The following is a 14,490-nucleotide window of genomic DNA, read 5'->3' on the forward strand; positions in this document are numbered from 1 at the left end:
CCCACGGCGGGCGCAGGGACGACAGGAGGGCTGCGGTCCCGCTATGGATTGAGGAGGACGCGGTAGAAGCGGCGGGGGCGCCCCGTGGTGTCGTCCACCACTTCCACTGTGCCGCTGCCAATTTGGGCGGGGCGCAGCGGTGTCCACTGCGCCGCGCGAAGGTCTTCCGTGTACTCAATCAAGTAGTTGACCGGCGCCGGCAGTTGGAAGGCAAAGCGGAATTGTCCGCTATTTTGCCACTGAAGGGCGAATAGTCGCGGGGCCAGCGCCGGCGGGGCCAGCCGATTGGGCAGCCCGGGTGTGGGATAGTTGAAAAAGGCCAGTGTGGCGGCGCCGTCAGGCAAGCGGCCCTGGCTGACATCATTGGTCTGTGGTCCAAAAGTTAGGGTATCCAGCGCGGTGATGCCATCGGGAGCGAACAGGCCGATGGCTTCGCCCGCCTGGCGCAGGGCAAAATTCACGTGCAACCCGGCACCCAGGGCATTCTGGCCGGTTTCATTGTCGGCCCAGACGAGCAGGAAGCCGCGGGCGGGGATGACAAAACCATCGGGGATGCGGTACTGGCGCGGATTGGCCAGGTTGTCCGTCAAGTAATAACCCGCCAAATTCACGGGGGAATCGCCGGGGTTGTGCAGCTCAAACCAGTCTTCAAAGTCCCCATCGGCCGGGTCAGCCACCGTCCGGTTGTTGGCCGCCATCCATTCGTTAATAAAAAGGACGGGCAGCGGCTCGCGGGCATCGTTGGGCGCGCCAGGGCTGGGGTAATGGAAGGTCTGGCGGTAAAAGAGCTGTCCATCCGGCCACGCGCCATGCGAGCGGTCCGGGGCCAGGCGGTCGTAACGCAGCTCATCCAGCACCACGGTGGCATTGGAGGCAACCAGGGTCAGCACCACCACGCCGCTGGTGGGGGACAATCTGAAGTTCGTGTGCCATTCCCCCGCGGTGCTCTCGCCGGCCTCGCCGTCCGCCCAAACCAAGCGGAACTCTCCCGGCTGGAGCACGGCCCCCGTGGGGAAGGACCAGCGTTTCAGATGCTCCGGGTCCTCCGAAAGCCAGCATTGGGCCAGATTCACCGGCTCCGTGCCAGCATTATAAATCTCAATCCATGGTTCGCGCTCGCCCATCCTGTCCACCGGTCCCGACCGGTTCTCCGCCTGCACTTCGTTGAGATAAATAGGCGGCAGCGCGGGCAAGGCCGCGAAGACGGAGTTTGACAAACCGGGGGTCAGGCGGGCAGTGCTCCCGGAGCCTGAACCGAGCGGCAAAGTCACGCGGAAACCCGCATTCACGTACAAGTTGAGCGTGCCGCGCCCGTCGGAGCGATACCAGAAACTGAGGGTGCCAACGGTGTTGGGCGGCAACCCGCCCGCGATGACGTTGGTCAGAGTCTGGTAAAAATGGGATACACTGCCGGAGCCGACAGCATTGTGGAAACGCAGGCTCGCAGCGCCCGTGTGCGCCATGCCATTGGTGAGGTAGCTGTTGGTGGCAAGGCCGGAGGGGCTGACCATCCAGGTCGGCGCCAGGGGTGATTCAAAGCCGGCATTGGCCACATAATTGGTGCCGGCCTCTGGTGTGTCGCCCACCACCAGGGCAAGGTCATCCAGCAGGACTTCACCGCCGTTGTCGAAATAGAGGGACAACCGGCTGAAACGATTCACACTGCCCAGGTTGCCGGTGTAACTGAAAAACCGCCAGAGAGGGGTGTTGTCGCTCCAGTTGCCGGGTCGGCTGTTGTCCTGCGAGGGGTCCATGAGTTGCAGGGCGGCCCCCTGCCCCGCCGCGCCCGCAGGCCAGGGCGGCAGCGGACTATAACGCACGCGGTCCACGATGAGGTCAGGGGCGGGCGGGAGGCCGGGCTTTAACAAGGTCAACGTTTCGCCGTCCCCTTGCAGATTGCCCGCAAACTGGCCCACAGCGGGCGCATTGATTCCGTAAGCATTCCAATAGGCATGCAAATCTTTGGTGACCACCACGTAGGCACCCGGCGCAATCCAGGCGCCCGGCGGGAAGGTGTAATCCAGGCCGTTGATGCGCCAACCCGACAAATCAAACCCGCTGGAGGAGGAGGCATTGTACAGCTCCACGTACTCCGCCCCCGACCAGGCGGGTTGATACATGATTTCGTTGAACAGGATTTTGCCCACCGGCGATTCCGGGGCCGCCTGGTACTCCACGGTCACCAGAGCGGAAGCGCCGGGTCTGGGGTTGCCCCAGCGATCCACGCCCTGAACTTGCAACGTTTGCACGCCCTGCGTCAAAGCCACGCGCAGCGTCCAGTTGGAAACCGTCGTCCACGTCACCGGCCACGGAATGCCGTTCACCAGCAGGCGCTCCACTTCAATAGGCGCCGTGCCTGAGATGGTCAGCAAATTGGTCTGGGAAAGGAGGTTAGTGGGGGTGGTGACCGCAAAAACACTGCCGGCCTCGGCGGCGGCCTGGGTGAGGATTTGGTTGCGGCGGGCAGCCAGGTAATTCTTGATGGGCTGCGGCGAGCTTACCGGCGCGCCATTGGTTTGGAGGGCGGCGTAACGCGGGTCCAGCCAGGCATCGGCATTGGCGGGCAGGAAGGGACCGTTGGCCAACTCCAGCAAGGCCCGCCAGTAGGCGCGGCGATAAACCGGCACGGTGTACAAACCGGCCAGCACGGGGTCGGAGGAGCGGAATAAATCTGAGGTGGGCGGGTCGCTGGGAGCGGAGCCGAGCAGGATATCGGCGTCCACCGGCAACAAAATCCAGGGTTGTCCCTCCGGCCGGGTGAGGAAGACGTTTTGCCCGTTGTTGTTGCCCCAGGAATCCCAGTTGCCAACAGCATGCTCAAAAGCAAACAACCGCATCCACTTGTCCGCATCCGCCAGCATGCTGAAGCGCGACTCCACCACGGAGAGGGGGAAGTTGGCCGCGTCCACCAGCGCAAACAGGTTGGTATAGGCCACCGCCGACTCCGGGTTGCCGCGCTGGGAGAAAATCCAGCGGTACCGCGCCAATTTTTTGGCGCCGCCGGTGGTGGTGAAGTTCTGGAGCGTGGCCTGGGTGGTCACATACGTGGCAGCGTTGTCCTCAAATTCATGCCACATGGTGACCTTGTATAATTCGCCGTCTCCACCGGTTTCCGGCCAGAACGACTCCATCAAGTCCGGGTCGGGAGTTTGGGCGTCCTCCAAAATTGTGCCGCGTCGCTGGCCATTAACGAAGAAGTGCACGTAACGGTGATGGTTGAAGGGGAGGCCCAGCAGTTCGCAAAGCCACAAGCCGAATTGTTCGCGCAGGGCGGTGGCGTCATCGGCATCGTTGCCGGGGAAAAAGATGCGGAAATCCGTGGCGCCGAGCAGCCGGTCATCCGAGGGCATGAACAGGGCATAATTACACCAGTTGCCCAGGGGGGAATCATAAAACTGGCTGTGCCAAGGGCTGCCGCTGAACTGGGCGCCAGCATTGTAAATGACGCGATGCCGGCCATAGGCAAAAGTGGCGTCCAAGGGGTCATTACTGAGCTTCTCACGGCGCACCCATTCTTCCAGAGTGGCGCGAGTGAACCACAGACGATACACCCCCAAAGCCCCGGCCTGCTCCGGCTCACCCCAGCGCACGAGGCACTCACGGGCGATTTCGGCCGGAAAGCGGCTGACGGCGGGTGGCTCGCCGGCATCCCCTGCAGTGATGTAAAAGGCGGCCAGGGTACCGGCGGCCTGGCCGGGGATTTCCGCTGCATAGCATCCCGCTCCCCGGTATTTCATGGGCAGGACGGACCAATTGGTGGAGGGGTCCAGGCGATAGTGCAAAAAGACATAAGCCAAGGGGTCCGCATCGCTCACCTGCGCAGCCACCGTTACGGTTTCCTGACTGGCAGGCAACACCGGCCAGTGATTGACGCCGGTGATGGCGGGGCCGGCGTTGGGACGCGCCTGGGAATTGGGCCGGCCGGGCGTGCCCATGGCGGTGGTGGTCAAGGCATTGCCCACGGCCTCGAGCCAGTTGCCCCGCAGGCGCAGCAGGATTTGTGGCTCGCCGCGCAGCCATTTGACCCGCGCCCGCAGGGTGGCAGTCTGGCCAGGGCTTAGGGCAGCAGTCAAGCGGGTGCGGATGCGGTTGGCGCCGGTGTCACCGCGGTCGGAGGCCACCACATGCAGGGAGCGGGCGCTTTGATAGCCCTGGGTGGTCTCGAGGTAAGTGTACTTGAAAGCCCCCTGGGCATACCAGCCGTCGAGACCGCTTTCAAAATCGGGATTGCGCACCAAATTGCCCCCGCCAGCGGGGATGACCTCCACGTTGTCCACCAGACATTCCCCCGGCCCCAGGAGCAGGATTTGGAGGGAATCAGCCGGGCCATTGCCATGGTCAAGCAAGCCGGTGGTCTCGATGGTGGCCCAGCCACTGGTGGCGGACTCATCACTATCTGTCCAGGCCGGCGCCAGGCGTTTGTCTGCGCGGGCATCCACCAATTCCAGGCTGCTGCCGCCGCCATCGGCCCAGCGGCCCCAGCGTCCGCCGTCGCGATAAATCAACTCGTCCACCACCACCATCAAGGTGTTGGTCACCGGCACGCCGGTTTCCACACTCACGGAAGGCACCGGACGCGCCAGTTGCAAACGTTCGCCTTGATTGCTTAATTGGCCGCTGAAGTCGCCCAGGATGAGGTTGGGAGACAGCCCCGGATGCAGGCCCCGCAACCGAGCGGCATTGCGCGCAATCACCAGGTGCCCGTAAGGAGGAAGAATGACGTGGGATGGGATGAGATAGCTGATGCCGCCCCGCAATTGCCAGCCGCTCAAGTCCACTGGCTGGCTGATGCGGTTGTATAATTCAATGAATTCATCATCGGGGTTGCGGCTGATGGGGTTGAACATGATTTCGTTGATGACCACCTCGCTGAGGCGGGACGGAGCATTGGGCAGACCGGGTGAAGAAGCCGTTAGACGGCTAAAATCGGGCGCACCATCAGGATAACGCCCCCAAGTCACCCCCTGCTCTTGTGCGCCAAAGCGGACCGCTTCCAAAACCAAAGCACCATCGGGCGCCTTGAGCCAGAGGGTATCGCCGCCGGTTTTGAGGCCGAAACCCAGCGTGGTTTGATTCACCACAAGGAAATTTTGCGGAGGCACCAAAGAGCCAGGGGGAAAAACGTATTTATTGGTTTCGGGGTTGTCCGTGAGCACGCAACCAGCCAAATCCACCGCCTGCGTACTGTAATTAAACAACTCCACAAAATCCACTTCGCCGGTGGGAGCGTTGGCCAGGAGTTCATTCACCCGCACCCATGCCAAGCCACCCAAAGAGGGCAGCGCAGGCTCGGCTGCGCCGGGGGAGCCACCGGGTGCGCGGCTGGCGCCCCAGGCGCGGGCGTCGCGCTCCCCGTAGCTGGGGCGGCGCAGGACCAAGGAGTGCCCGCCACCATCGGCGGCCACGGGCCAGGGGTCGCTGTCCTCGTACTCGGTCTCCCACATTACAGCCCCCTGACGATGATGCAGGCGGAGCGTGCCGCGGTCATTGGGGAGGCTTTGGCCCAAGCCCCACGGGCCATAAACGCCAGTAATCCCATAAATGGCCTGCACATCCGCCGGCACCGCCGCCACCACCACAAAGCCCAGGGCTGGCACGATGGTATTGGAGGGGAATGTGTAGTCCACCGCGCCGGACAGATAATAACCGCTCAGGTCTTCCGGCCACGGATTGCTGTTGAATATTTCAATGAACTCGGCGTTGCGCCCGTCAGCGCGCCCCGGCGGATGGTAATGGATTTCGGAGATGACCCAGGAGGTTCGGCGACTGGAAGGTCCCAGCGGCTCGTCCACGGACGGCTCCTGCCAGGGCCGGCCTTCACGGGCCAGCGGTTGATGACCGGGGATGAAAGTGGCCTGGGCGCCGGCGGCAATGAGGTTGCGCGCCGCACTCTGGTCACGCACGCCATTCACCGTGACAGTGCAGGCGAGGCCCGGGGCCAAGGGCGTGGTTTCCAACACCACCGCGCGGCCGCCAGCCGCCAGGCGGGCGGCCAGAACTTGAGCGGCGCCGTCCAAGGTATAATGGGCGGCATTAGTGGCGGAAGCCGGTTCCAGCGGTTCGGAAAACAGAAGCGTGACTTGATTGGGCTGGCCGAACCATTGGGCTTCCAACAAGGCGGGCGGGGTGGCATCTGCGGCCACGCTCAGCAAGGCCACGCGGCTGGTGACGGAATAGGTTAGGCCGCTCACCACATTGGCCGCCACCACGTGAAATTGGGCCAGGTGGTCTTCCACGCCCACAGGACCAAAAGCCAGTGTGGTCTGTTGGGCGCCGCTGAGGGGTAAGCCATTGCGGTACCACTGCACATTCCAGGGAGGCTGGCCCCCGCATTGCACGGTAAAAACGGCCGTGCCGCCTTCGGCCACCGTGACATCCGCAGGCTGGGCCAGGATGCTGACGGCGCGCGGCGCAGCCCAGGACCAGAGCAGCTCAGGGATGCTCAGAGCAGTGTCGCTGATGCGGACTTCATCGAGCCGGCCATTGAAGCTGTCGGTGGGATTGCCATTGTACATGCCGCGGCCAAGCGTCCATGAGCCGCCCTGGGAGGCCATAGGCCCCATCCAGGTGGTGGAACCTTCCACCACATAGGTGCCCTGGGTTTCGTCATAGCGCAGGAGGGTCAGGGTGCGATTGGTCGCGTTGGCCACCGCCGCAAAGTGGTACCACCGTCCCGGCTGGACCGGCGCCTGGCTGAACACAGAACGAAACACGTTGCCGCTGTCCATGATTTTGCAGCCGACATGATTCTGGCGGCCGCTGTCCTGGACCATTTGGAAATACAGGGCCGCAAGCGGACTGAAATTGGCGTCGCGTCCCACAAAAGTTTGCCAGGTGCCCAGGCCGTCAAACATGACGCTGGCTTCGATGGTGAAGCTGGAAAGCGAGGCCTGATTTAGGGAGGTGGTGGTGTACAAATCCCGCACGGGTCCGCCGGGGCCGGTGTACAAACTGAAACGATTGGGCGCGCCGGTCTGAGGAATGGTCAGGCCGGGCACTGCATCCGAGTAACTGGCGGAGTTTTGGAGGGAAAAGGAGTTGCCATGATGGCCATTGCCGGAGGTGTCCACGGAGTAGCGGGTGGGGTTGTTATAGACCAGCGCCCCCGCCGGGCCTTCTTCAAACCGCCAATAGGCCAAGGTGGCCGCGGACAAGGGTCCCGCCAGCCACAACCAGGCGCAGGCCAGGCCAAGGCCGGCCACATGCGCCCGCCATTCCCGCCAGTTGGATTTCATAGTAACACTTTCGTAACATTGACCTTATCGAAAAAGCCGCCGGGCGCTGCGCCCGGCGGCTTTAACATGGTTGCCCGGTACCGGCGGCCGGCCTGGGCCGCGTGGCCGGGACATCCTCAAGGCTTCACCGTGCGGAAGTAACGTTGCGGGAACTCCGCCGTGTTGGTGAGGATGTAATTAAACCGCCCGTTCACCAGGTCAGCCACATTGGTGCTGATGGTCTGCCACACCGTGTTGGTGGAGAGCTGGGTGGCACCCTGGATCCAGTAGGTTTGGCCCTGCTGCCCGGTGAACTCCAGGGTCAGGGTGTTGTTGTTGCGGTCCAGCAACCAGCCACTGATGACCGGTGGCACCGTGACCACCCGGATGACCTGCAGGATGCCGGTGGCTTCCAACGCCTCAATGTCCCACGCCAAGCCAGGCTCCAATTCCGGCAGTACCACCTCGGCGAACGCGCCACTGAAGGACGCCGCATCGAAGAGCCAGAAGGAATCGCCCAGACGAGCAGGCCCGCCGAGGTTGCGCACCACCAGGCGGCCGCCGAAGGTCACGCTGGGCGTGCCAAAGATGCGGTCGGCGTCCATCTGGTCAGGATTGATGTCCAGGTAGAGGGTACCCTGCAGGTTCAGCGCCCCTTTAACTTCCAGGTCTTCCAAGGCCGGACCCAGGTCCAGCGCGCCGCCGTTGGCCACCGTAACGGAGCCGGCAAAGGAGCCGTCATGCACCAGCGTGCCCCCCTGCACCAACACCGGCCCGGTGAAGGTATTGGCGCCGGTGAGGGTGAGCCGGCCTTCGCCGAGCTTGGTCAAACCGCCGGAGACATTGTCCCCCAACACGGCGGTGGCGCTGGCGCCCGTGCCGCCGCCGCCGGAGAGCGTCACATTGACCGTCGTATAACCGCGGCCCGGAGAGGTCACGATGATGTTGGTGACGGTGCCCGACAGCGGGTCAATTTCAGCCACCGCCGTGGCGCCGGTGCCGTCGCCGGTGATTTGGACGATGGGCGGCCCCAAGTACGCGCTGCCCGGGTTGTCCACCGTGATGCTCACCACACCCTGACCATCCGGGGCGAGGAGGGGCTGCGGGATGACAATATCATAACCGGCGGAGTCAATCACGGCGCCGCCAGCATAGACGTAGGCGGCCGTCAGGTTGGCAATAAAGCTGGCCTCGCTGTTTTTGGCCTTGAGGATGCCGCCGTTCAGGTTCAGGAAGGAGGTGGCGCCCACATCCCGCATGGAGACGCTGGGCGTTGCCAAGGTGCCGCCATTGAGGTTCAAGATGCCGTACCCGGCAAAGCCACCATAGTTCAGGCCAATCCAAATCCCCGCCGCCGTGTCCATTTCGGCAGTGCCGGCGAGAGTGAACTCGCCACGGCCCTGCTCGGCCACAATCACGCGCTGGCCCGGCAGGACGTGCAGGAATTTGCCACCCGTCACGTAGCCCACGCCATAACCATAGCTGGGGCTGCCGCCAAATCGCCCAAAGGCCGTCCAGCCGCCCTGGTAGTTGGTGCCGCCGGTCTGGTAATAGACGCCCTGGGCATAAGCGCCCACCTGCCAATTGTTCACCACGTTGGAGAACACGCCGCCGGAGAGCTGATAGAACCCGTAGGCGCCCACGTCACCCGTGCCCCACTGGCCGCCGATGCGCCAGTCGCCAAACCAATTGGCGCCATTGCGGAGGACACCCGCGGTCTGGTAGGCCACGCCCACGCAGTTGGCGGGCTTGCCGATGTCGAAGGCGTTGCAGACCACCTCGGCCTCGTCGCTAATCAGGTAGAAACGGGCGCGCGAGGGCGTCACGTCGCCGATATTGAAGTCGTGCGCCACGTTCAGGCGGGTATTGCCCGCGATGACGAGCGCGCCGTCCGCGTTGGCCGAGCTGGCCACGCCGCTCCAGCGGTTGACCGAGAGGTTGGCGTTGCTCAACACCAAGGTGCCGCCGTTGACAAAGAAATGCGTGGCATCCGCAAAGGCCGTCGTGCCCGCGTACACCATGGTGCCCGGGCCGGTCTTGAAGAAGTAGGTGTCCGCGCCGGCGCCGCTCATGCTGCCGGTGAAAAGCGCCACCTGGCCTTCATCCACGGCAAAGGTGCCGCCATTCCAGGCCGCCGTGCCAAACCAGATGTTGCGCGAGGACGCAAAGGCATTGGTGCCGGTCACGCGCAGGGTGCCGCCGGGATTCAGGTCAATGCGGCCCGCCCCCAGGTTGGCGTCTTCCGTCACCACCACCGCGCCGCCGTTGCCCACCACGGTGTTGCCGCCGTAGGTGTTCTGGGCGGCCAGCACGAGGGTGCCCCCATTCACCACGGTGGCCCCAGCCTGCGACAGCACGCCGTTGACGGTCACCGTGCCGCCGCCGGACTTGGTCACGTTGCCCGGGCCAGCCAGGTTGGCATTGACGGTGCCGCTTTGCAGGTTGAAGGAAGGCGCCGTCAAGGTGCCGCTGCCCGCCAGGGTGCCGTCCGTCAACGTCACCGCCCCGGCAGCCTGGTCATTGGTCAGAATGTCCAGCGCGCCGCCGGAGACTTGCAGGGCGCTGTTGGGAGAGAGGGTGTTGGCAGCGGCTGCCACCAGGGTGCCCCCCGAAATCAAGGTGGGACCGGCATAGGTGTTGTTGCCGCTCAAGGTCAATACTCCCGGGGTGGTCTTGGTCAGACCGCCCGGGCCGGCCAGGTTGGCGCTGATGGCGCCGGCCTGCGCCTGGAAGCTGCCCGCCAGCAAGGTGCCGCCGGAGCCAGCAATCGAGCCGCTGGCCAGACTCACCTGCGGCACGGTCTGGTTGTTGCCCAGGATGTCCAGGACGCCGCCAGCCACTTGAACCGCGCTGTTGGACGACAGCACATTGGGCGCCGCCGCGCGCAGGAGGCCGTCGTTGATGGCGGTCACGCCCGCGTAGTCATTGCCGCCGGTGTTGGACAACGTCAGGGCGCCCGCGCCATTCTTGGTCAGACCCGTCGCGCCGCTGATTTTGCCTTCGCCGGTGAGAGTGTAATTGAGGTTGCTGTTGTTGACGATGACGGAAGCCGGTTCCACCGCCGCCATCAGGTTGACCGTCGTGGTGCCGGGCGCGCTGTCATCAAACAACACGCCATCGCCGTTCTGGAAAACCATCGGGTTGCCCGTGGAGGCCCCCACCCAGTTGGTGGTCAGGCCAATGTCCCAGGCGCCGCCGGGCACCATGCCGGCCCACTTGGGCGCTTCAATGGAAGTCACGCGGACATCAATGGATTGATTGGCCTGGTTGTCCACCAGCTCCGCCACCACCCGCGGCGGCAGGCTGCCCAGCATGACCTGGCCCACGCCGGTCTTGGTGCCGTAGTGAATCAGCGGGAATTGCCCCACGGTAAGGCTGGCCGCGGAGAGGTTGACCACCACATCCGCATTCAGGGTCAGCGTGCCGGCAACTTCCACCGGCGCCACCGCCGGATTGCCAAACGCGCCCAAGTCCACTTCGAGGGTGGACCAGATGGCCTCGCCCAGGGTGAGGTTGGCGGCGGTCAGCCGGCTGTTGGCAGCGGCGACTTGCACGCCCAGCGTGGCATTGTCGGCCACGGACACATTGCCGAGGTTGGTGGTGGCGGTGGAGAACACCAGGCGTCCCGCGCTCACCAGGGTTGGGCCGCTGTAGTTGTTCGCGCCGCTGAGCACCAAAGCCCCCGAGCCTTGCTTGGTCAGGCCGCCGGCGCCGGAGATGTTGCCGGAGAACACCGTGGAGGTGTTGTCGCCACCACTGGTCAAAGAGGCGGTGCCCAGCAAAACCTGGCCCGCCCCGCTCAGAGAACCCACGACCTGATCGTAACCATTCAAATCAAACGTCGCTCCCAACGCCACCGTCAGACCAGCGCCCGCCGCCAACACATTCAGGCGGTTGGCGCGCAGCGTGCCCGCCTGCACCAAAGTGGAGCCGGTGAAGGTGTTGGCCCCGCCCAGGGTCAGAATCCCATTGCCCAACTTGGTGACGCCCCCGCTTTGGTTGGGCGCCAGCGTGGCCACATCCAGCGTGGCCGGGGTGACCGGCAGGCCGCCGTTCAGGTTGACCGTCGGCGGCAGGGTGTAATCGCGTCCCGGGCAGGTGACGAGAATGGAGCGCACCCGGAAGGTGCCGTTGCCCGTGCCGTCATCCTCCATGAGGGCCACCGCGGTGGCGCCAAAACCATCGCCCACAATCTCCACCCAGGGCGGCCCCATGTAACCGCTGCCGCCATCCACCACGGGAATGCTGGCCACACCGTTGCCGGTGGGTGCAACCAGCGGTTGATTCACGCCGATGTTGAAGCCGGCCGTGTCAAACACCGCGCCGCCGGCGTACACCCGGGCCTCGGTCATGTTCTCAAAGAAAGCGCCTTCATTGGCCTTGGCCTGGACCACGCCGCCGTTGAAGCTCACATAAGCCAGCCCGCCAGGGGCATCACCCCAGCGCTCAAAGCGCGGCACCTGCACGCGCCCGCCATTAATGTTGAGATAACCTTTGCCCGTGGCCCCACTGTAAGCATGAGCCACCACCAGCCCCAGGTTGCAATCCACCACCGCATCCCCATAAACGTTGACTTCGCCCCGGCCTTGTTCCGTCACAAACAGGCGCGTGCTGGCGCCGGTGTGATTGACGCGCCCGGAGGTCAGATACACCACGCCGCGCCCGCTGGCGTAACGGCCAGGCGCGGTCCAGCTCCCCCAGGTGGTGGTGCCGCCGGTCTGATACCAGAGGCCGATGCCGCTGGCGCCAATGTGCAGGTTGTTGGGGTTGTTGAAAGTGCCCGCCGCCATCCAGTAGAAACCATAGGCGTTGCCGCCCTCGCCAATCCGCCATTCATTGGCGGTGGGGGTGAAACCCTGCAGGGTGCCGCCGCGCTGCACCATCACGCCGGCGGTGTCGTTTTTGCCCACCCAGAAGCGGCGCACCTCGATGCGCGCGTTGTCCTGCAGGTACATCCAACCGCGGCCCGTGCCCCAGTCGCCAATGTTGAAATCCCGGCCGTCGGCCAGCAACAGGCGGGCGTCGTCGCGCATGAAAACCCAGCCCCAGCCGCCCTCGCCATTGCCCACGCCAAACCAGCCGCCATTCACGTTGACGGTGCCAGTGCCGGCAATGGTCAACGTGCCGCGGCAATTGTTAATGTCCCCCACCAGGAAGCCGTCCCCGGCCTTGTTCACGATGCCGTTGTGGACAATCAAATGGCTCATGGGGGTAAAACCGGACCCCGCGCGCCCGGAAACCAGCCAGTTGGCCACCGTGAGCACGCCGCCGTTGGTGACGACAATGATCCCGGGGACGCCACTGTTGCCGGCCCAGGCCTCACTCACCCGCGGCACGGCGGTGCTGATGATGGCCATGCCATTGGTGACTTCGGCAATCGCCCAGCCATCGGCGTCATCAGGCAGGACGCCATTGCTCCAATTGGTTGGCTCATGCCAGGGTCCGGACGGTCCACCCACCCAGCCGCCGGAAGCGGCCTGGAGTGAGCTGGTGAAGAAAGAAAGGCCTGCACAGAGGCAAGCCAGGGCGAGGAAACGCACGGTTTTCATAGTTAGTTTAGTTAATTAATTAACTCTAATTCCACTCCTTGAGGCAAGGCAAACAAAATCGGCGCCACTCCGCCAGAGTGGCGTATTCCCTACATCCATGGTTACAGGCATGTTATAAATATGCCACGCTCACCCCCAGCCTTCCATGAGGAATTGGAGCAAAAACTTAAGAAATCGGGTCTCACGACAAACGGCTTTCCTGGCCGTTCTGCCAACTCCTGGAGCGCAAGTTCCCCTGTCCCGGATATGAGAGTTAATGCCCAAATAACAAGGCATTCCGGGGAAATGTCCTCGTGTTGCGCCGTCTCGCGCCCAGCCGGGCAAGCAGGGCAATTTTTGCTTTTACCGGTGTCCTGGATGCTTTACGGTGGGTCTGAGTTAAAAAATCTGGATAGCCCCATGGTTACGGTTAAAAACCACCGCCGCCAGCGCCCGCATGTGGCCCTGATTGTGGAGACCTCCCTGGCCTCGGGGCGGGCCATTTTGCGGGGGGTGGCGCGGTATGTGCGCCGGCACGGGCCGTGGGCCTTGTTCTACCAACCCCGCAGCCTGGAGGAGGCGGTGCCCAAGTGGCTGCGGCAATGGCGGGGTGACGGCATCATTGTGCGGGTGCAGAACCGCAAAATTGCGGAGGCCGTCCTGGCCGCGGGCCTGCCGGCGGTGGACGTCCTGGGCGTGGTGCCGGGGCTGCCCCTGCCCCTGGTGCATGTGGACGACGCCCAGGTGGCCCGCCTGGCCGCCGCCCACCTGCTGGAACGTGGTTTTCAGCACTTTGGCTTTTTCGGCATCGAGGGCGAGAACTGGTCGCACAACCGCGAGCAGGCGTTTGTGGAGGCGGTGCTGCGAGAGGGCGGCAGCGCCCAGGTGTATAATTTGCCGCGGGGGGTGGAGACATTTGGCTCGTGGGAGGCGGTGGAGGACGACCTGGCGGCGTGGATTACCCGCCTGCCCAAGCCCGCCGGCCTCATGGTCTGCTCCGACCAGCGCGGCCCCCTGCTGTTGGAAGCCTGCCGCCGCGCCGGCGTGGCCGTGCCCGATGAACTCACCATCATCGGCGTGGACAATGACGAGCCGCTCTGCGAGGTCTGCAATCCCCCGCTCTCCAGCGTGGTGCCCAATCACGAACAGGTGGGCTACGAGGCCGCCGCCCTGCTCGAACGCCTCATGGCCGGCCAGGCCCCGCCGGAAAAACCCGTGCTCGTGGCGCCGGCGGGAGTGGTCACGCGGCTTTCGAGCGACACCCTGGCCATCGAGGACCGCCAGGTGGCGGCGGCGCTGCGGCTCATCCGCGAGCACGCCTGCGAAGGGCTGAAAGTCAATGCCCTGGCCCGGCAGGTGGGGTTGTCGCGCACGGTGTTGCAGCGGCGATTCCGCGCCGTGCTGCGCAAATCGGTGCATCAGCTCATCATCGAGGCGCGCTTGAAACGCGCCCAGGATTTGATTGTGAACACGGATTTGCCGATGATTGAAATTGCCGAGCGCTGCGGATTCAAGCACGTGGAATACCTGTGCGCCGTCTTCAAACAACGCCTGGGCATGCCCCCCCGCCAGCTCCGCCGCCCCCAAAAACCAACCCCCGCCCGCACCTGACCCCACCCAGCCCCCCACTACGCCGCCAGCGCCCCCGAATCCGCCCCATCAGCCGCTCGCCATATGCAGCAAAACCGCCCCGAGCCCATTCCCTGCTTGACAACACCCATGTCTGTACTACAGTCCCTGCCAATGGC

General features: G+C 64.2%; 3 protein-coding genes. 1 reads left to right on the forward strand and 2 read right to left on the reverse strand.

What is annotated here, in order from left to right; all coding sequences use genetic code 11:
* Positions 1–41: 41 nt before the first annotated feature.
* Both NXS98_RS10965 and NXS98_RS10970 read right to left on the reverse strand, forming a co-directional pair.
* Positions 42–7,235 carry a lamin tail domain-containing protein gene (locus NXS98_RS10965; protein ID WP_283845017.1) on the reverse strand — a complete coding sequence of 2,398 codons (7,194 nt, stop codon included), beginning with the start codon at positions 7,233–7,235 and terminating at the stop codon, positions 42–44.
* Positions 7,236–7,351: 116 nt separating this feature from the next.
* On the reverse strand, positions 7,352–12,763 hold the full coding sequence (locus tag NXS98_RS10970) for an autotransporter-associated beta strand repeat-containing protein (RefSeq protein WP_283845018.1): 5,412 nt from the start codon (positions 12,761–12,763) through the stop codon (positions 7,352–7,354).
* A gap of 399 nt (positions 12,764–13,162) precedes the next feature.
* Between NXS98_RS10970 and NXS98_RS10975 the strand changes: the two genes are divergently transcribed.
* A complete protein-coding gene (locus NXS98_RS10975) occupies positions 13,163–14,353 on the forward strand; it encodes a XylR family transcriptional regulator (protein WP_283845019.1) in 1,191 nt (396 codons plus the stop codon).
* Positions 14,354–14,490: the final 137 nt, after the last annotated feature.

Origin of the sequence: Fontisphaera persica, from assembly GCF_024832785.1 — a bacterium.
GTDB classification, from domain to species: Bacteria; Verrucomicrobiota; Verrucomicrobiia; order Limisphaerales; family Fontisphaeraceae; genus Fontisphaera; species Fontisphaera persica.